This is a genomic window from Microcoleus sp. CAWBG640 (genome assembly GCF_020883015.1).
Lineage (GTDB): Bacteria > Cyanobacteriota > Cyanobacteriia > Cyanobacteriales > Microcoleaceae > Microcoleus > Microcoleus anatoxicus.
Map to the genome: position 1 here is coordinate 1 of NZ_JAHRFC010000017.1, position 20,832 is coordinate 20,832.

Annotated in this window: 14 protein-coding genes and 1 pseudogene; 11 read left to right on the plus strand and 4 right to left on the minus strand. The window is 43.9% G+C overall.

Annotated elements, in window-relative coordinates; genetic code table 11:
* Positions 1 to 192 precede the first annotated feature (192 nt).
* The 10 genes and pseudogenes from AAFP11_RS11240 (at position 193) to AAFP11_RS11285 (ending at position 14,986) form a co-directional block, all read left to right on the plus strand.
* Positions 193 to 3,156: a tetratricopeptide repeat protein gene (locus tag AAFP11_RS11240; RefSeq protein WP_341737148.1), complete on the plus strand. Its 2,964-nt coding sequence runs from the start codon at positions 193 to 195 to the stop codon at positions 3,154 to 3,156.
* Between the two features lie 24 nt (positions 3,157 to 3,180).
* The gene (locus tag AAFP11_RS11245) at positions 3,181 to 7,272 is read left to right on the plus strand and encodes a tetratricopeptide repeat protein (protein ID WP_341737149.1); all 4,092 of its coding nucleotides are present in this window, start codon (positions 3,181 to 3,183) and stop codon (positions 7,270 to 7,272) included.
* Entirely contained in the window at positions 7,265 to 9,058 is a 1,794-nt protein-coding gene (locus AAFP11_RS11250) for a tetratricopeptide repeat protein (RefSeq protein WP_341737150.1), read from the plus strand. The genes AAFP11_RS11245 and AAFP11_RS11250 overlap by 8 nt, the downstream gene beginning before the upstream one ends.
* A 401-nt stretch (positions 9,059 to 9,459) precedes the next feature.
* On the plus strand, positions 9,460 to 10,194 hold the full coding sequence (locus AAFP11_RS11255) for a glutathione peroxidase (protein ID WP_341737212.1): 735 nt from the start codon (positions 9,460 to 9,462) through the stop codon (positions 10,192 to 10,194).
* A gap of 187 nt (positions 10,195 to 10,381) precedes the next feature.
* Positions 10,382 to 11,353, plus strand: coding sequence for a sodium-dependent bicarbonate transport family permease (locus AAFP11_RS11260; RefSeq protein ID WP_341737151.1), 972 nt, complete (start codon positions 10,382 to 10,384; stop codon positions 11,351 to 11,353).
* Between the two features lies 1 nt (position 11,354).
* The gene (locus tag AAFP11_RS11265; RefSeq protein ID WP_341732197.1) at positions 11,355 to 11,666 is read left to right on the plus strand and encodes a P-II family nitrogen regulator; all 312 of its coding nucleotides are present in this window, start codon (positions 11,355 to 11,357) and stop codon (positions 11,664 to 11,666) included.
* Positions 11,667 to 11,850: 184 nt separating this feature from the next.
* Complete coding sequence (gene gap / locus AAFP11_RS11270) at positions 11,851 to 12,882, plus strand: type I glyceraldehyde-3-phosphate dehydrogenase (RefSeq protein WP_341737152.1); 1,032 nt, start codon at positions 11,851 to 11,853, stop codon at positions 12,880 to 12,882.
* Between the two features lie 96 nt (positions 12,883 to 12,978).
* A complete protein-coding gene (locus AAFP11_RS11275) occupies positions 12,979 to 13,344 on the plus strand; it encodes a DUF1823 family protein (protein ID WP_341737153.1) in 366 nt (121 codons plus the stop codon).
* A gap of 9 nt (positions 13,345 to 13,353) precedes the next feature.
* A pseudogene (gene tnpA, locus AAFP11_RS11280) lies at positions 13,354 to 13,698 on the plus strand (IS200/IS605 family transposase).
* Positions 13,691 to 14,986 (plus strand): transposase, encoded by a 1,296-nt coding sequence (locus AAFP11_RS11285; protein ID WP_340519467.1) that lies wholly within the window; start codon positions 13,691 to 13,693, stop codon positions 14,984 to 14,986. Before tnpA ends, AAFP11_RS11285 begins: the two are co-directional and overlap by 8 nt.
* A 660-nt stretch (positions 14,987 to 15,646) precedes the next feature.
* On the opposite strand, the gene AAFP11_RS11290 is transcribed toward AAFP11_RS11285, so the two are convergent.
* Positions 15,647 to 16,372 carry a glycosyltransferase family 25 protein gene (locus tag AAFP11_RS11290; RefSeq protein WP_341737154.1) on the minus strand — a complete coding sequence of 242 codons (726 nt, stop codon included), beginning with the start codon at positions 16,370 to 16,372 and terminating at the stop codon, positions 15,647 to 15,649.
* Positions 16,373 to 16,534: 162 nt separating this feature from the next.
* Entirely contained in the window at positions 16,535 to 18,835 is a 2,301-nt protein-coding gene (locus tag AAFP11_RS11295) for a protein phosphatase 2C domain-containing protein (RefSeq protein ID WP_341737155.1), read from the minus strand.
* Between the two features lie 472 nt (positions 18,836 to 19,307).
* Between AAFP11_RS11295 and AAFP11_RS11300 the strand changes: the two genes are divergently transcribed.
* On the plus strand, positions 19,308 to 19,622 hold the full coding sequence (locus AAFP11_RS11300) for a hypothetical protein (RefSeq protein ID WP_340519463.1): 315 nt from the start codon (positions 19,308 to 19,310) through the stop codon (positions 19,620 to 19,622).
* A gap of 70 nt (positions 19,623 to 19,692) precedes the next feature.
* Here the strand turns inward: AAFP11_RS11300 and AAFP11_RS11305 are convergent, their stop codons facing one another.
* A complete protein-coding gene (locus AAFP11_RS11305; protein WP_341737156.1) occupies positions 19,693 to 20,037 on the minus strand; it encodes an NAD(P)H-quinone oxidoreductase subunit M in 345 nt (114 codons plus the stop codon).
* 76 nt (positions 20,038 to 20,113) lie between these two features.
* Positions 20,114 to 20,635 (minus strand): hypothetical protein, encoded by a 522-nt coding sequence (locus tag AAFP11_RS11310; protein WP_341737157.1) that lies wholly within the window; start codon positions 20,633 to 20,635, stop codon positions 20,114 to 20,116.
* Positions 20,636 to 20,832 lie beyond the last annotated feature (197 nt).

Below are 20,832 nucleotides of genomic sequence, written 5' to 3' on the forward strand. Positions count from 1 at the left end.
ACCGAGATTGCCTGTGGAGTAGACAAACCCTCAGAAGTCATTCTGAGACTACGCTGAAACAGGAAATAAGCATCAGAGTAAAAACATCTAACGGTGTCTAACTTTGTCTAAGTCTTATAGAGCGGATCGTAAAATATCAAAAAGTTTAAACATTAAAATTTAGGGTGAATAAACTGCAACTGCTGGCGAGTAATGAGTATTGAAGAATATATCGGGCAAGCCCAGGTTTATTTGAACCGGGGAAAGTTAACTGAGGCGATGGATTGTTGCAAAAAGGCGATCGAACTTCAGCCTTTTTCACCCTCAGCTTACACGACTTTGGGCGAAATCCTAGAAGCTCAGGGAGATCCGACGGCGGCGAGAGATGCTTTTGTGCAAGCTTTGGAAATTTCGCCAGGGTTTTTTATGGCTCATGCTTATTTGGGTCAATTATATAGCGAGTATTGGTGGCTGGATGAGGCGGCTTTTCACTATCGGCAAGCTCTGGATTTGAAACCAGACTGGCCGGAACTATATTATAACTTGGGTAATGTGGTTCATAAACAGGGGAATTTGTTGGGGGCGATCGACTGTTATCAACAGGCGATCGCTCTCAAACCCAATTATGTACTTGCTTTGTACAATCTGGCTGTGGTTTTAGCTGAAAATAATCAGCTCGAAGCAGCCATAGATAGCTACCGACAGGTAATTGCTCTCCAGCCTGATTATATCGATGCTTACAACAATTTAGGCTGCACTTTGGTAAAGCAGGATCGCATTCCAGAAGCGAGGGAAATTTACCTGGCTGGGCTGGCGATTCAGCCAGATTCGGCGAGTCTTTATAATAATTTGGCTCAAGTATTGCTTGACAAAAATCCCGATGGGGCGATCGCAGCTTATCAAAGAGCGATCGAGTTGGAGCCGGATCTGGTTTTGGCTCATTACAATCTGGGGAAGGCGTGGCAAATACAAGGGGAACATTCGGCGGCTGTTGCTTGTTTCGATCGCGTAGTCGAGCTCAATCCCGACTATATTTCGGGCTATACTGATGCCGGATTTTCTCTGATGGCTTTGGGCAAAATTACCCAAGCTTTGGCGTATTTTGCCCAAGCAATTGCTGTCAAACCCGATTTTGTTGAGGCTTATTGTGATTTGGCACAGAGGGAGCAATTTGCTAGAGATGATGATGATGAATTCTCAAAGGCGATCGTAGCTTGTGGTAGATTTTTGCAAGCATTGATGGGAAGGAAGTCAGAAGTCAACCCCCCCCTGCCCCCCCCAAGGGGGGAAAATCAGGAAGAAGTCAGAAGTCAACCCGCCCCTGCATCCCCCAAAGGGGGAAGGAAGAAGTCAGAAGTCACCCCCCCCTTACCCCCAAGGGGGGAAAAAAGAACCCCACCCCAAGGGGGGAAAAAAGAACCCCCCCCTACCCCCCCCAAGGGGGGAAAAAAGAACCCGGCCCCAAGGGGGGAAAAGAAAGAGAAAGAAGCTATTCTCAATGCCCAATTTTCAATGGGTGAAATTTGCGATAATTTAGCAGAAATTTACATACATTTAGGGAATACTTTAACAGAGTACGGCGGTCACGAATCGGCGACAATTTACTATCAAAAAGCTTTACAAATTCAGCCTCAAAATACAGAGCTTTATTGGCGGCTGGGCAATTCTTTGGTAAAGCAAAAGCGCTTAAATGCTGCTATTTTTCTATACCACAGGGCTTTGGCTATTCAGCCTGCTCTACCGCAAGTTTATTTTGAGTTGGCAAAAGTTCTGCAAAAACAGGGCCATTGGGAACGGGCGATCGATTATTATCAAAAAGTTTTGGAGTTGCAATCCTACGGCTATTCACAGCCGGAATTATCGCCACAAGGTGATTGTATTGCCGTAGATTCAAGGGCGATGGAACTTCCTCAAGGTATTTATTTATCTACTTGGGATTGGTTGGTTAATGCTAGGTTGGATGCGGGTAATTATGTTGAGATAGTTTGGAAATATGCAGCCGATGCAAGGGCCGAAAATACTTCCAATTGCCAATTGCCAATTGCCAATTCCCAATTAGCTAATTCTGATTGTGGTGGTTTAACTTGTGGGTTGTGTTTGCATCGAATTTCTAAGTGGTTCGATCCGATACATTTGGGTTGGGGAGTTTGCCGTTTGTCCAACTCGCAACCGCTACCTGTGGAGTCGCCCAAGACTTTTGTTGCTGCAATTCCTAATGGGCGAAGTTGGATTGTGCCACAGGAAAATTATTGGTTGATTTGTAAGGCGATCGCAGTGATTACTCCTGATAACTATTTGTTGGGTGATGTGTCGAGAGATTATCCGGGATTTTTGCCTGGATGCGAGAAACATGATATCAGAAAACATAGCGTTTTTAACTTAGAATCCTTTCCACCTTTAAAGCAGATTGAAGGTAGGGTGGCGGTGCTTTCTGGTTTATCGGGAAATGTCTATTTTCACTGGATGGTTGATGTTTTGCCGAGAATAGAATTGCTGCGGCGAAGTGGTAGGGATTTGGCGGAGATTGATTGGTTTTTGGTGAATAGTTGCCAGCATCAATTTCAACGGGATAGTCTGAGAATTCTGGGGATTCCAGAGGAAAAAGTCTTGGAGAGCGATCGCCTGCCTCACATTCAAGCCACAGAGTTAATTGTACCATCTTTTGCTGGATATTTGGGCTGGCCTTCTGGCTGGGCGATCGATTTTTTGAGAGGAGAGTTTCTGAAGGGAATTATACCTAGTTCTCACTACCCAAAACGGCTTTATATCAGTCGTAGTAAAGCTAGATATCGGCGAGTCTTGAATGAGGCAGATGTGGTTGAGGTTTTGGCAGAATTTGGGTTTGTTTCTATTTTACCTGAATCTATGTCTCTGGAGGAGCAAATTGCCTATTTTTATCATGCTGAGGTAATAGTTGCAGCCCACGGTAGCGGGTTGACAAATACGCTTTTTTGTCAGGGTGGAACTAAAGTAATTGAGTTGATGTCGCCTCATTATATCAGCCATTATTACTGGGGAACCAGTCAATATTTGCAGTTGGAACATTACTTTTTAACTGGGGAGGCTTTTGAGTGTTATCCTATTAGACAGTTGATGTATCAAAATTCCCTGACAGAGGATATCTTGGTGAACTTGAGTTCGCTCAAGAGGATGGTTGAAGTGGTTGGTTTGGGTTAGTTGGCGTCTAGAGTAGTGGAAATTATGCCCTCGATTGATAAGATGGAAAAAGCAGCGGTTGATTTGAGTCAGCAAGCAGAAGTTTATTTAGCTGAAGGTAGGTTAAATGAGGCGGTGGCTGCTTGTGAGTCAGCCCTGAAAATTCAGCCGAATTTGGCGACAGCTTGTCAGACACTGGGAAAAGTAATGCAGCTTCGAGGAGAAATTGAGCAAGCTAAACAGTGGTATGAAGCGGCGATCGATCGCAATCCCAATTTACCAGAAGTTTACGCTAATCTCGGCATTTTGTATTCTCAGCTAAAACAGTGGGAAAAGGCGATCGCAGCTTGTGAAAAAGCAATTTCCCTCGCACCGAAATTTGCTGCTGCTTACCGACAGTTGGCGATAGTTTGGACGCAGTTGCAGAAGCAAGAAACAGCTACAGAGTGTTGGTATCAAGCTTTTAATATCGAGCCGAATTGGGCAACGGCTGAGGAGTACGTCACCCTCGGAAATCATTTAGTGGAACAAGATAAGTGCGATCGGGCTATTGAATGTTATTCGCGGGCAATTCAAATCGATCCTAAATTATTAATAGCTTATCATAATTTGGGAGAGGTCCTATTTCGGGAAAAAAGGTGGGAAGAGGCGATCGCCAACTACCGGAAAGTCATTAAAATTAATCCCGACTCCTTTGAATCTTACCACAGTTTGGGTAAAATTTGGGCGGCTCAAGGAGAATTAGACAGGGCAATCTCCTGTTACCAAAAAAGTATTGAAATCAATCCAAAATATGCTCGTGCCTGCCTGGGATTGGGCAATATTTTGGTACAAAAGGGTGAGTTAGATGCAGCAATTAACTGTTACCGCCAAGCCCTTAAAATTAACAGTAATTCGGCTTGGGCTCATAATTACTTAGGGGAAGCTTTGGCTCACAAACAAGTGTGGGAAGAAGCGGTGATTTGCTACCGACAAGCTATAGAATTAAATCCAAATGTTCCTTGGTTTTACCTCAATTTGGGCATTGCCTTAACCTGTGAAAAATCCTGGGATGAAGCGGTTGCTGCTTACCTGCGTGCGATTCAGCTTGAACCAAATTTGACGGGAATTAATCAGAGATTGGGATATGTTTTGCGGAAACGTAGCGAGTCTGGTCTCGATAACACAATTGTTAGTTATTGTCAAGATATTGAGATGCTTCCTAGTGGCAAAATTTACCACAAATTGCTGGGGATTGAGTTAGATGGAGCGGAATTTTATCTAAATTTAGGAAATAGTTTAGCTAAGCAGAAACAGTTGGAAGGTGCGATCGTCTTTTATAGAATGGCGCTGCAAATAGAACCCAAGGTGCCGGAAGTTGTTGCCAAACTGGATGAGGCGCGCCAGAAACAACGGGAGTTATACGCACAAATTGCCACTTACCGTCACCAAATTGCGATCGCCCCCAATGATTCTCAAGCTTACAACGATTTAGGCAACATTTTACCACAATTAGGCGAATTAGACGAAGCAATTGTCTGTCACCAAAAAGCCAGCGCATTGAGGGGGTGGGCTGAATGTGCGACGAAAAATTATCAATTTACCCAAGATTGGTTTACCCACAATATCCCTATTTGGCGACGACATTTGCAACCCTTGGCAGGAATTCCAGAATTTCAAGTTGTGGAAATCGGCAGTTTTCAAGGAATGTCTGCTTGCTGGTTGTTGGATAATATTTTAACTCACCCCACAGCCAAAATTACTTGCATTGATTTACACTTCCAACAACATTTTAAGGGGAATATTGCGAAAACTGAACTAGCAGAGCGAGTCATTGAATTAGAAGGCTATTCTCAAGATTTATTAGTTAATTTAACTTCGGAATATTATGATATTGCCTACGTTGACGGCTGTCACAAACCCACCAGTGCCCTGCAAGATGCGATTTTATCCTGGAGGTTGGTGAAAGTTGGGGGATTGATGATTTTTGATGATTACGAATTTACGTTTCCAGACAGCCCGGAGCAAGATACTAAAATCGGGATAGATGTTTTTCTGGAGATGTTTGGAAGTCAGTTAGAAGTAGTTCATAAAGGCTATCAACTGATTGTCAAAAAAACTGGTAATCAAAACTTGGGGAAGGAGCAAGCACTCTTGTCTCAAGGTTGGGAAAAGCTGGGGGATATTGCGGCAAATACGGGTTATGCCGATGAGGCGATCGTCCGCTATCAAACAGCTATTAAAATTAAGTCGGGAACTTACTCACTTTACCATAAGTTAGGTAAAAATTTACAAGAAAAAGAACTGTTTGACCAAGCTATCACCGCTTACAGACAGGCAATTCAATTGAATCCAAATTTTAGTTGGGCTTACCACTATTTGGGTGAGACTTTGGAGGCGATTGAGGAATATGTTGATGCTGCGGCTGCTTACCGCAAAGCAATTGAGTTGAATCCTGATTTTTGTTGGAGTTACAGCAGTTTGGGTGATGTTTTGATGGAGCTGGTTGAGTTGGAGGAAGCTGCTGTCGCTTACCGCAAAGTCATTGAATTGAATCCTGATTTTTGTTGGGCTTACGACAAGTTGGGTAAGGCTTTAATTGCATTGAAAAATTGGGAGGAAGCGGAGGTTGCTTATCGCAAAGCTGTTGAGTTGAATACTGACTTTTGTTGGCTATATAATAGTTTGGGAGAAGTGCTGGAAGAGCAAGAAAATTGGCCGGAAGCAGCAGTGGCTTTTCGCCGTGCTGTTGATTTGTCGCCGGAGACTATTTGGCTCTACAAAAAGTTGGGTGATGCACTGCGAAAACAAGGGGATTGGGAAAGTGCGATCGCAATTTATGAACAAGGCATTAATCTGGAACCCAAATCCTGTTGGTTTTATGAAGGATTGGGTTTAACTTTAATTGAAAAACAGCAGTGGGAACCGGCAGTAACTAATTTAATTCAAGCACTACAAATCCAACCCGATTTGTTTGAAGTTTATGATAGTATAGGTTATGCTCTGGAACAACTAGGAGAAGTCGATGAGATCGATCTGGCAAAATTTAGCAATCAAATCTTACCATTAAGTGTACTGCAAAAATACTGTGGATTTACAGAAGATTTGGCAATCGTCGCCGAGTCAAATCCGAACATTACTTGTATTGACATCCATCCAGCCAGTCAAATCAATTTATTAGCTTCCAAAACTACCGACAGCAACAACAGATTTTGGGCCGATCAAACTCACGCAAGAAAAGCTTTTGTTACCTTACTACCAAAGGGACGAGCTTGGGCTGATGTCGTCACTACCGCCGCCATTACTTCAGACAACAAACTTGTTGGCGATATCTCAATGGGTTGTGCTGAATTAGTCATTACTTCCGACAAATTACCTCCCGTGGAACATATTGATGGAAATGTGGCTTTTTTATCAGCACGTTGGGGAGGAGCGGCTTATTTTCATTGGATGTTTGATGTCATGACTCGATTTGACCTTTTGCAAAGAAGCGGGTTAATCGAAAGTATAGATAAGTTTGTTGTCAACGCCTGCGATTCTGCTTACCAAAAAGAAACTTTAAATACTTTAGGAATTCCTGAACATAAAATTTTAGAAAGTCGCTGTAATCTACACATCACCGCAGATAAATTAATAGTTCCGTCAATTTTTTATGATGGAGCGGGAGCAGTTTCTAAATGGAAATGCGATTATCTGAAACAAGCTTTTTTAACTACACAGAAACCACTAAAAATAAATTATTCAGAACGAATTTATATCAGTAGACAAAAAGCCTCTTATCGGCGAATTGTCAACGATGAAGAAGTAATGAATTTTTTGGAAAAATTTGGGTTTCGGAGTGTCCAACTGGAAACGATGTCGGTAGCGGAACAAGCAGCTTGTTTGGCTGCTGCTAAAGTAGTTGTAGCACCTCACGGAGGTGGATTGACTAATCTAGTTTTCTGCTCTCCGGGAACTAAGGTAATTGAGATTTTTTCTCCTATTTACGTGCCGTATTGTTATTGGATGATTAGCAATTTGTGCGATTTGGAACATTACTATTTAATTGGCGATTTGTTGGATGACGGAACTATTGAAAAACCCGTACATAAAAATATGCAGTTGGATTTGAACTCGCTGGAGAAGTTAATGAATCTTGCAGGAGTTTCCCATGGATAATGAGTACCATAATTTGGGTAATTCCCTGCAAGAAAGTGGGAAATTTGATGAGGCTGTGATTGCGTACCAAAAAGCTGTTGAATTGAATCCCGATTTTTCGTGGTCTTATCACTGTTTGGGCGATGTTTTTGTGAAACTAGAACGGTGGGATGAGGCTGTCGTTGCGTACAACAAAGCTGTTGAGTTAAATCCTGAATTTTCGTGGTCTCATCACAATTTGGGCGATGTTTTGCTCAAGCTAGAACAATGGGAGGAAGCTGCTACTGCTTACCGCTGCGAAATTGAACTTAAGTCGGATTTTGCTTGGTCTTTCGGCAATTTAGGCGATGCTTTGATTCAGCTAAAAAAGTGGGATGAAGCGATTAATGCTTATTTAAAAGCTATTGTAATTGATCGAGATTTGCCGGGAATCTACGAGAAGTTGGGTTATGTACTCCGACAAACAGAGTCTGATTTGAATTCTGTGTTTCAACAATGTCAATTCCCAGTTGTACCGGAAAATCGAGAGTTTTATTTGGATTTAGGGAGAAGTTTAGCACGGTGCGATCGCCCAAAAAGCGCAATTATCTTTTGCAAACTACTCTTGACAAATGAGCCAGATTGTGATATGTGGAGGGCGCAATTAGGGGAATTTTTGCAGGAACAAGAAAAGTGCATTAGCGCTTTAGCCTCATCTCGCGCAATAGTCGCCCAAAAACCCGATGATTGCTGGTCTTATTACAATTTAGGTGCTGTTTTAAGCCATCAAAAAAAGTGGGATGAAGCAGCAGTCTCGTTCTTAAAGGCAATAGAAATAAATCCCGACATTCCTTGGTGGTTTTATTACAATTTGTGGGAAGTTTTGGTAAAGCAAAATAAGCTAGATAAAGTTGAAAATCTTTGCCACGAAGTTGTTGCAGCAAAACCGGATGCTTTTTGGCCTTATCTGAATTTAGGGGAAGTTTTGACGAGACAAGGCAAAATCACCAATGCGATTGATTGTTATCGAACGGTCAGTTTCAAACAAACTTTCGCATATCTCGTCGCTAAAAAACAACAGCATTGGAACTTAAAATCAGTCAAAATTCCCAATTTTATCATCATTGGTTCCCAGCGGTGCGGCACAACTTCTCTGTACACTTATTTAGCTCAACACCCGCAAATTTTGACTCCCATTAAAAAGGAGATGGATTTTTTCTCGTGGCACTTTGACAGAGGGATTGATTGGTATTTGGCTCATTTTCCACCGATGCCAGCCGGGGAGCAATTTTTGACCGGCGAAGCCAGTCCCAGCTATTTTGACTCTCTGGCAGCACCAGAACGGCTCTACAGCGCTTTTCCAGAGGTGAAGCTGATTGTACTTTTGCGCAATCCGGTCGATCGCGCTATTTCTCAATTCTACCGCTTGACTGAGTTAAACTGGGAAGGGCGATCGTTCGATCGAGCAATTAGCGATGAAATTGCACGATTGGCTCAAAATCCAGCATACATCATTGGCGAGGAACCGGGTAATTATTTAGCTCGCGGTAGGTATATAGAATTTATCAAAAACTGGCTGGCTTGTTTTCCTAAAGAACAGTTATTAATTTTGAGAAGCGAAGATTTTTATGCAGGTACTGCGACGACTGTTTTGCAAGTTTTAGATTTTTTAGATTTGCCAGAATATCAATTACCTGAGTACCAAAATGCTAATCCAGGTTATTACCAGCCTATCAGTGATTCGGTGCGCGATCGGTTGAGTGATTATTTCACACCTTACAATCAGGAATTAGAGGAATATTTAGGCAGAAAGTTTAATTGGGAATAGGGCATCGGGCATCGGGCATGGGGCATCGGGCATTAGTGTCAACTTAAGCCTGAAAGCTTTGGTATCTCTCGCTTTTACGCCAAGTCTAGATCCCCCTAAATCCCCACCCCCCCCTAGCCCCCCCCAAGGGGGGAAGGGGGACTTTGATCGGAATCTTGTTCCCCCCTTCTTAAGGGGGGCTAGGGGGGATCTGGATTTAATAGTCAAACAGCAATCTCTGACTGGATTTGAGCTTAAGTTGACACCAATGGGGCATTGGGCATTGGTAGCTCCCCCTCTCCCCCTCTCCCCCACCCCCCCCTCTCCCCCTCTTCCACTCTCCCCATTGACAAGTCATACTCGTTATGAGTACGATTAGAGCAGCAAGTGAATTTAACCCAAATACTAAAGGATTCAAAATCATGCTGCCGAACAAAGAAGGTCAAAGAGTACCCAATGTCACCTTTCGCACCCGCAAAGATAACGAGTGGGTTGATGTCACCACCGCTGATTTGTTTGCAGGCAAAACCGTAGTAGTATTTTCGCTACCTGGAGCATTTACTCCCACTTGTTCGTCAACGCACCTCCCCGGTTACAACGAATTAGCCAAAACTTTCAAAGCCAATGGTGTAGATGAAATTGTTTGCATTTCCGTCAATGACACATTTGTGATGAACGAATGGGCAAAAGACCAAGAATCGGACAATGTTACCTTAATTCCCGACGGTAACGGCGAATTTTCTGAAGGCATGGGAATGCTGGTTGACAAAACAGATTTAGGTTTTGGTAAGCGGTCTTGGCGCTATTCTATGCTAGTGAAAGATGGCTTAATAGAAAAAATGTTTATTGAGCCGGAAGAGCCTGGGGACCCTTTCAAGGTGTCCGATGCTGATACGATGCTTCACTACATCAACTCCGCAGCAGCAAAGCCCAAAGTTGTATCTTTGTTCACCAAAGTCGGCTGTCCCTTCTGCGCCCGCGCTAAGGCAATGCTGACTGAAAAGGGCTTGGATTATGAAGAAATCGTCTTGGGTCAAGATATCACAACTCGATCGCTCCGTGCAGTAACTGGGGCAACCACAGTGCCACAAGTATTTATCGATGGCAAATTGATTGGTGGCTCCGAAGCCCTAGAATCTTATTTGGCTGCTAGTTAGGAAAAAATACCTAACTCCCTTCCCTAGGAAGGGAAGGGGCAGGAAGATGTCTTGCCCCTTTCTGGCGAGGTTTGGGTTCAACAGTTCCATAGTCACAAAAAATAAGATCGATCGCCCGATCGATCCATTCTCGTGTCACAATTACCTGTGAAGTAAGATAAAAAATCAGACATGGGAGTAACCGATCGTGGATTTAAGTCTCGTATCATCAAATATCTTAAATCCACCCGTATTAGCTTTTTTTATGGGACTGCTGGCAGTTTTTCTCAAATCTGATTTAGAAATTCCAGCACCAATCCCCAAATTGTTTTCATTGTACTTACTGTTTGCGATCGGATTTAAGGGCGGAGTTGAACTGGCAAAAAGTGGCATCGACCAGCAAGTTGCACTGACAATTCTCGCAGCGATGTTGATGTCAGCACTTGTACCCGTTTATACTTTCTTTATACTGAGAATCAAACTAGATTCTTACAATTCTGCTGCGATAGCAGCTACCTATGGTTCCATCAGTGCGGTAACATTTATCACCGCCACTTCTTTCCTCAAAGAACTGGGAATTGACTTTAACGGCTACATGGTAGCAGCCCTAGCATTAATGGAATCCCCAGCAATTATCGTCGGTCTAATTCTCGTTAGCGTCTTCGGCGGGGAAGAAGGAAAACGCGAAATAGTTTGGCCAGAAGTGCTGCAAGAATCCTTCCTGAATAGCTCTGTATTTCTGCTCATTGGTAGCCTAATTATGGGTATACTGACAGGAGAACATGGTTGGCAAGTGCTGAGTCCTTTTACCCAAGATTTGTTTTACGGCGTTCTGACTTTTTTCTTGTTGGACATGGGACTCGTCGCCGCCAGCAGAATTAAAGATTTGCAAGAAGCAGGAATTTTTCTGATCGGTTTTGCCATCCTAATTCCTATAGTAAATGCAGTAATTGGTTTGCTAATAGCGAAATTAATTGGAATGCCACAAGGAGATGCTTTGCTGTTTTCGGTATTGTGCGCCAGTGCTTCTTATATAGCAGTTCCAGCAGCCATGCGGCTAACTGTTCCCGAAGCTAACCCAAGTCTTTATATTTCAACGGCTTTAGCAGTGACGTTTCCGTTTAATATCATTGTAGGTATTCCCATGTATCTATATGTAATCAATATATTTTGGAGGTGAGATGATGGATTCAGTTAAAAGAATAGAAATCATAGCTCATTCAGTTGAGCTGGGAAAGATTTTAGATGGCTTAGATAAGGCAGGAGTGCCTGGTTATTCGGTGATTCGTGATGTTGCTGGAAAAAGCACCAGGGATCATGTTTCCCGCGATTCCTCAATGACGACCCTGGATAACATTTATGTGCTGGCTTTTTGTTCTCCCGATCAAGTATCAGCAGTCGCAGAAAACATTAGACCAGTTCTGAATAAGTTTGGTGGGTCGTGCTTTATTTCGGATGCGGTGGAATTGCTAATTACTAGGTGTGTTGGGTAGGAAGTCAGTAGTCAGTAGTCAGTAGTCTGTTGACTGTTGACTGTTGACTGTTGACTGTTGTCATTACCAATTACCAAATTCTTAAGATATAAAAAAGATTAAGTTGCACCAAGGGATTGCCGTGGTAAGTTTTAACGCACAAGTTGCGATCGAGATAGCGATATTTTGCAGAGGAGTTTAAATCATGGCTACCCTAAAAGTTGGTATCAACGGATTTGGTCGTATTGGACGGCTAGTGATGCGCGCCGGCATCAAAAACCCCAATATCGAATTTGTCGGTATTAATGACTTAGTTCCACCAGACAACCTCGCTTACCTTTTCAAATACGACTCCACCCATGGCATTTACGACGGCGAAGTTGAAGCCAAACCAGACGGCATTATTGTTGACGGAAAATTTATCCCCTGTACGTCAATCAGAAATCCCGCTGAATTGCCTTGGGGTGACACGAATGCAGATTATGTTGTAGAGTCTACCGGATTGTTTACCGATTTTGCCGGCGCATCAAAACACTTGACTGCGGGAGCAAAACGAGTAATACTTTCAGCACCAACCAAAGATCCTGAAAAAGTGGCAACTTTTCTAGTAGGAGTCAACCATCACAAGTTCGATCCGACAAAAGATACTGTTGTTTCTAATGCTAGCTGCACTACAAACTGTCTAGCACCCATTGCCAAAGTTATCAACGATAACTTCGGTTTAGAAGAAGGTTTAATGACTACAGTTCATGCGATGACAGCTACTCAACCCACAGTAGACGGACCCAGCATCAAAGATTGGCGGGGAGGAAGAGGTGCGGGTCAAAATATTATTCCATCTTCTACTGGTGCGGCGAAAGCTGTTACTTTGGTATTGCCAGAATTGAAAGGAAAACTGACGGGGATGGCTTTGCGCGTGCCAACTCCAGATGTGTCTGTAGTGGATCTTACTTTCAAAACGGCGAAGGAAACTAGCTATAAAGAAATTTGTGAAGCTATGAAAAAAGCTGCGGAGGGCGAACTAAAAGGTATTCTAGGCTATACTGAAGATGCGGTGGTTTCGACGGATTTTCAGGGAGATGGGCGATCGAGTATTTTCGATGCTGGTGCAGGAATTGAACTGAATTCTAAGTTTTTTAAAGTTATTTCTTGGTATGACAATGAGTGGGGTTATTCTTGTCGCGTGATTGATTTGATGTTGTCTATGGCGCAGAAAGACGGAATTTTCGACAATTGATTTTTGGTGGGGTGGGCGGGCTATTCGCCCACCCCACAAGCAGCTTCTTCCATCTTCCTTCTTCCATCTTCCTTCTTCCATCTTCCTTCTTTAGATATGTCTGAATTGCCACCTCTGAATAACGAAACTATTTGGGCTATCCTCAACGAAGAAATCGACGATGCTGCTGTCAATCGCTTAGTTTGGCAATATTTAGGCTACGGTTGGGATGCAGAGACTGGGCTGTGGAACAGTGAAAATGTGGCCGAGGAGTGGCGCACAGAGTATCCACAACCGCCGGATTTTATCGATTCTAGACCCGCAACGGTGAAATTGACTCGATCGATCCTGCCAGAAAACAAGCAGTTATTGAAGGAAAAATTAGGGTTTCAAGGCTATAAAATTGGGGAATTCGGACCGAGACAGACTCGAAGGGCGACGATGGCTAATTGGTTGATGGGTTTTATGGAGGCTGAAAGCTAGAATCTCAAATTGACTGACACTGTAGTCGATCGCAGCAAACTCGAACAAGTGCTCAAACAGCAAAATCGCAGCGGTACAATGGATGCCGGCACCGCAGCAGAAGTTGGCAAACAATTAGGAATGGAAGTAATGCCCGATCATGTCCACCTCCTAGTCGAATGCGATCCTCAATTGGGAATTGCCAAACTAATTAGGTATATGAAAGGACGCTCCTCTAGATACCTCCGCCAAGAATTTCCTTGGCTAAAAAGTCGATTACCAACGTTATGAACTAATAGCTACTTTATTGCAACTCTTGGCGGTGCGCCAATTTCAGTAATTAAGCAGTACATTGAGAATCCAAAAAATGTCTAGTTATGGATGCCAGCAAAATTTACTCAGTCCAAACCGAGAGTTGAGAAGCGTACTAGAGTTTGTATGCGAAGAATCAAACAAGCTAGCTAACTGTGGGACTTACTATTCTCGGCAACTGTATTTCAAAACTGGGAAAATTCCCGGCAAGTACGACCTGCATAAATTATTCAAGGAAAATCTTCATTTTAAAGCGCTGTATTCCCATGTTGCTCAACAAACATTGACCAACGTTGCGGAGTGTTTCAAGTCGTACATTGGACTATTAAAAAGTATCAAAAGTGGCACAGTAACGCAACAGCCTAAATTGCCCAAGTACCGCAAAAACAGCTTGAAATTTGTGAGCTTCCCAAAGGCGGATGTAAAGCTAAAAAATGGACAATTGAGGTTCCCGTTAGGAAGTAAGGTTAAACTATGGTTTGGAATTGGTGAATTCTATTTGCCGATGCCGTCTAACCTAAACTACAAGGAAATTAGAGAGATTCGCATTCTGCCAAAAAATGGGCAATTTTATGTCGAGTTTGTCTACCGAATCCAGCCAACAGCACTCGAACTAGATGTCGGTAAATCTCTGGGTATAGATCCAGGGTTAAATAATTGGCTAACCTGCGTTTCCAATGTGGGAACAAGTTTTATCGTGGATGGGCGGCATCTAAAATCATTGAATCAATGGTATAACAAGCGGGTTTCAGCGATTAAAGAACATAGACCTCAAAGCTTCTGGTCTAGGCGATTGGCGCATATTACAGAGAAACGAAATAGGCAAGTCAGAGATGCAGTCAATAAAGCAGCTAGATTAGTATTAAATCACTGCCTTGAAAACCAAATAGGTACAGTCGTTTTTGGCTGGAACAAAGGGATGCGCCAAGAAATAAATCTTGGCAGCAAAACGAATCAAAATTTTGTGCAAATTCCTACCGCTCGATTGAAGGATAGGATTTCTCAACTTTGTGAACAGTATGGCATTCGGTTTGTCGAAACCGAAGAAAGCTATACGAGTAAGGCAAGTTTTTTAGATTTAGATGAACTACCTAAGTTCGGTGAAAAAACTGAAGGGTGGAAAGAATCTGGGAAGCGTGTTAATCGTGGACTATATCGTTCAAAAGATGGAAGCAAAATTAATGCAGACTGCAACGGCGCTGCGAATATTTTGCGAAAAGTAGCGACAACTTTAGGGCTATGTCTAAAAGGAGTCGGTAGAGGCGCTTTGATTTCGCCTTTGAAAGTTCGCATCTGGACTCTTCAAGAATCCCCGTCCCGGAGCGGGCTGGGGAGTATCAAGCACGGTTAATTGGTACTGCTTCGGGAAATATTCTGGCCACCGCCAAAGCAGTAGGAGAGGCAGATCAAAGCGATTCTAGTATCTCGATCAGGGGTATTATAAAACTTTATTAAGTTTGTAAGCAGTAGTAAGCAATAGTAGTATCATATAGTCAAAATGGTCAACTGAGAGAATTATTGCGATCGTCAAAAATAGGAAATAAAACTAATCAAAACTTTGTCAGTAGTATCTAAGAAATTAGGTTAGGCCTCTTTGACCCCGACTTAGTAAACAAGTCGGGGTTTTAACAGCTAGCTTTTTATAGCATTAGAGTGATATCAAATCCGGTAGCATCTGAATGATTCAGATCTCTATTCTCGGACTCTGTGTCCTCTGTGTTCTCTGCGGTTAAATCATTCCGATGCAGCCGGAAACGATATGACTTATATAAAATCCTCTCTTCATCGTCCTGTATTAAACTCTATCTTCTCTTCCTTCGCGTACTTCGCGCCTTCGCGGTTAAATCATTCCGATACAACCGGAATTGATATTACTTAATTGTTTTTCGGGCTATTAAAACTCTCATAAAAGCAAGCTTTGAACAGGCAAGATGCCTGTTCCACAATTATTGTAGATGCCTATTGTGTGCAAAGATTGGAGAGAATCTAACTATTTTCAAGTCTAATTCTACTAACGAGAAAGACGACGCTTCAGCCATGTTTTCCCTGTTCTTACTGCTGCTACCAATTCCCTGATCCCCGGTACACGGTCAAACCACGGATTAGGATAGATGTCACTACGGGAACTCTTTTGCCACCCCAGGTTGGGAGAAGCAATCAAAGTCACAACATCGGGATTTTGAGCCCGGAAAGTTGAATAAGCTCCATCGAGGTGCATCGGACCACCGTCGGGATGTCCAGGAGGTCGCTGTTGCACTTGTTCGAGAAAACCCAAGAGGCGATCGAAAATCCTGCCGTTTACACCGTAAAAATGAGTAGTCATCACCGCCTCAGAAAAGGGGACCAGGGGGACAGGAGACTTTTCTCCAACCTTTGCGACGTGTCCGAAGTATACGAAATCCCAATCTTGCTGACGCAGTTGTTCGACGATGGCAGCTTGCTCTGTGCTGAAATCTGGTGAAATTTCTAAGTCGTCTTCGACAATCAGGATACTGCTCAAACCCTCCTGTTTTGCCCGCTTGAGGATAGCCACATGACTAGAAAAGCATCCCCTCGCGCCAATACTGGGGAAACCTCCTGCATCGTCGGGGCGGATTGCAGGAAATATTTCAACCTGATGGGGTTTCAGGGGCATTCCTGCAACCTCTAATTCCTTGACTATGAGTTTGCGTCTATCTGTCCTCTCAGGGAGATTTACCGCATAAACTCCCTGGAAATAATCTGTGATTTTCGTCATAGTTTGAGATCAAATCAAGAGACTGTTGAATCTTTGGGTTGAGGGTCCCCAAATTTTATTTGAGGTCTGTGTCTGCCTTAAATTACTCTATCTTTAGCAAACTGCATCTTCCTATTTACAAAACTTACTCTAATTCTTGAGACAGCATCTAGTATTGATACTTTAATTACCATTGGGATTGGTGGCATCAGCATCCAGACATTTTCCCTGTTGATTGGAGTTTAAGGCTGGGTTAGAGACTACCTGAGACAGGGCATCTTTTTCTTGAATCCATCCCACTTCCCCCGGTTGCAGTTTAGGGATTTGGACTGCAACAGTTGGTTTAACAGTGGGGGAAGGCGATGGAGTAGAAACAACAGGTGAAGGATTAGTTTCTGGTTTAAAAACTCGCGAAAAATCTTTAATTGATTTTGGTTTGGGAGAATTAGATGCTACTACTTCAGGAATCGAGCAAACTTTCAATTCCAGCCAATTACCGGCAGGTGCAAGCTGTTTGTTTGTTACCTGCAAAACGCTACCGGCAGGGACTGTTCCTTTTAGCTCATCACCGATTTTTTTTAGCAAATACAAGCGATCGCCCTCGGTTCCCGAAACGGCAGAATTTTTAATTTCTATAAACGAGCCTTGTTCTAAAGCTTGAATCGGATCGGGTAGGGGTGTTGCCGTTGGTGATGGACTGCTTTTAGTATTAATTACACCACGTTTCCCAAACATTGATTCCCCGGCAGCATCGATCGCCCGACCTACCGGAGGGATGAAAAAATAAGCAAATACTCCTCCCAAACCTAATAAAAATACTATTTTCAGCAACAGCGAGAATAGACTTTTGCCTTTTTGTGGTAGCTGTAGAAACTCAGTTTTTAATTGAGAATTACCGTCACCCGTATTGGTGCGATCGTTCAAATCCGTGGGTACATCTTCGCTGTCAGGAATGGGTTCCCGCGACGGTTCTAAAACTGCAATGGACAGTTCTGTAAAAGTATTGTCTTTCAAATGTGCCTGACAGTGAATTAAGCCGATGGTGACGTTATCATGACCATTGCGAGTATTAGCAATATCGATCAATCGATCGCGCGCCGAAGCCACACTAATGCTACCGTCAAGAATCGGCAAAATCTCCGTTTCCCAGCATTCCTCAACCCGGTCTTTATCGCTCAAACCATCGGAACACAATAGCAAAACACAGTCCTCATCCACCACCAAACGCTGCACGCTAGGGTGGAGAGTGTTAGAAGAAGTAATCCCCAAAGCTTGAATCAGAGCACCTGCGGCCACCTGTTCCAAAGCGTCCCGGTACAGCGCATAGCCCAAACGCACCTCGCGACAAGCCACATCGTCATCGAGAGTAACTTGATAGCAGCCAGCGCGAGTAATCAAATAAGCCCGACTGTCTCCTACGTGGGCGACATAAAGTTCGTGGACGTGGGCTAAACCCATCACTAGGGTAGTTCCCATGCGCTGGCGGCCCTGGCGGTGTTCGCTGTCGTTACGATCGGCTATTTCGTCATTAGCAGCACAAGCAGCTCGTTCCAGCTTGGAAATCAGAGTCAGTGGCTCGTAAATATCCTTGTGGAGGACAACTTGCTGCAACTTTTTTCGGAGCACAGAAATTGCCAATTCCGAAGCCACTTCCCCACCATCTTGTCCGCCAATACCATCGCAGACGATCGCGCAAGCTTCCGATCCCGGCATCACCGACAGTACGGTACCACTGGGAGGGTGACAAGCATCTTCGTTGTGGGCCCGCGATCGCCCCACATCAGTGCCGGTGGCAATCTCCACCGTGCGATCGTACCATTTGCCACAAATTAGCAGAGCCTTATCCAACTGAGCCACGAGTTGTTCGCCGTTGCGAATCTGACGGGCGATCATTTGTCGGCAAAGTTCCCCCAAAAAATTGAGGATAGCCGGGTGAGCCTCATCCAGCCACTGCTGCCACAACTTTCCCAACTCCGACAAATTAGGTGGTTTGCGATCGGGCTGTAACTCCAGAAACCGCACCACAGGCCCTTCCACCCGTAGCAATTCGGGAGTTAACAGCGTCGCAGCCACGCCCTGAGTAATACAGGGCTGCCAAAGTTGGGCAATTTGCCACAGCCAATTAAGCTGACGCATGGCCGAGGCCCCTCTCCAGGAGTCCGTCAATTCCGGCATCAAGGATTCGCTGACCTTGTTAATTGGCGAATTTTCCAGCAGCCAGATATCCCCCGACAGCTTACTGACCTTGGAGGATACCATCCCATATACTTGGGGTACGTGCAGTTGATGGGCAAACAGTCTCAGATAAGGAGTTATAAAGTTGGGAATGTCTTCGGGAAGTTCCGGTAACTGTTCGGGTTGAGTATCTACCAGAAGTCGCTCGCGCTTAAGCCTGTAGCGACCGGCAATTAGATCGCCCGGTTTACAAGCTTTTATCCCTTCACCTAAAGCCCATAAGTATTTGTTTGGCACAGAGTTTTGCATAAGGGTTCCTAGACGCCTTTGGGCCCAGTGCTGATCTGAACTATTTTAGCGCTTGAACCTCGACGGGTTAATACGTGGCGATTATTTTACACTCCCCGGTCTCGCATACGCGGGGATTTTAAGACTTTGTTGCCTTAATATCCCTATTGCTAGGGTTTCAGGGCGCAATCCTGTTACCAAAAATCGCGGTTTGCTCTCCTAGTCTTGCAACTGGGCTCCTCAGTCCTAACTTTCCCCCAGTCGGAGGGTAGGTTTTAATGTCTTGTACTGACAAGTGGTATTTTACCACGCCAAAACACTGTGTTAACATCATTTGGCACCATGGGTAAATCCAGGCTGAATAAATCCAGCAACTACCCTTGAAACTTGGAATTTAGTCGATCGGGTTTTCAGGCGATTGTTGATAACATGGAGTCATTAATCAACTAAAGTTTAATTTGACAAGCCTCTCCAAGCAGTTGAGTATCTATCCATGCCCCTAGAGGAATCCAGCCCTGTTCCTGAAAATTTTCCCGACCCAAAACTTCCTGCCGCGGTCGAAGTTGACGAAATGCTAACTCGGATTAAGCATTCCCACGGTCATTACTACAAAGTGATGAATCTTGAGGTTTGGGCGCTGGTGGAAACCCTCGATCGCGTATTTCCCGGTGCTTGGGGTAACTTCATGGCCAACCGCCAGGTGGCGGTGAAACAGTTTTTGCAGCGCAAGGGCCAGCTAAATGGTTCAGTTGAAGCTGAGGAGATCGAGGAGAAGCCAGAAGCCAGAAGCCAGAAGCCAGAAGAATAAAAGCAGATTTTCCCCCTTCTCCCCATCTCCCCATCTAGTGGCGATCGCAGTCTAGATAGCTCTTACGCCCTTACAGGTGAATTTTCGCATCCACTTGGGGAACTCCCATGCTGTAGTTGACAGCACGGCTGTTGAGGTTATAGCTGATTTGGCCTTTCTGTAAGAACGATCGCACCAAATGCTCCAATTCCGAGCCGATGCGACGGAGGTTGTATTCCGTCAAATCCTCGCCTTCATAGGAATCTACAAGTTCATCGAATTTGGCATACACCTGTTTAACCGACTCATCATTCCAGTTCAGTTCGTTGTCTGGGTCAATGTCCAGTGTCAACAGATCGTTGCTGGGTACAAGTTCGTTATCTTCCAGGATGGCGGTATATATGCGAATATGGCGGGTTGTGGACTTGAGCTGCATAAGTTCTTAATCTGTAAAGATTTTTTGCTGAACTTATTGTAGTTGCTTCCAGAGGCGCGGGGAGAACGGGCGATCGTCAATTTCTCGGAATCCCGAAATATTTGAGTTGTTGGGCCGTCCAATTTCTATAATATTCAGTTTTCAGTAAAGAATCAGAAACTGGCTTAAGCTGAGAATTTGCTTGAACGGTGAAACCCGGATACGGTGCCCTCCTAGTATGAAGCCCGTCAATATTAAAATCTTCATCGGGATGAACGTGAAAAGCCAGCAAACCCAGCTCTGAAATATTATTATTGAGTTTTTCTATTAATGCTTGAGTTTGCGGTGCACTAATTGCTGTTTTTTCAGGATTAATGACTAACATTATTTCAAAATCGGAATTGTAAAATTCATAAATCGATTGCATTATGGCAGAATTGCGATCGAACTCAGTCAGATCTGAAAACGGTTTTATTTTGAATAAAATTTGATTGGCCAAGCGTGCTGTTTTAGTAAAGGGACAAACGGGTAAATCGCCGAAAACTGGATGTGGTAACTCGACAAACTCCGTCATCCATCTCAGGGTAGATTCTATAATTTCCGTGTCAGATTCATTCATCGAAAATCTATGTATTTGACATTTCACACTAATCATAATCTATTTCTAGGGCGATGCACATCTCACCATTGATATCAACTTAAGACTAAAACCCTCTGTCTCTCTCATTTGTATCGAAGTCTAGATCCCCCTAAATCCCCACCCCCCCCTGCCCCCCCCCAAGGGGGGAAGGGGGACTTTGAGAATGCTCTTGTCCC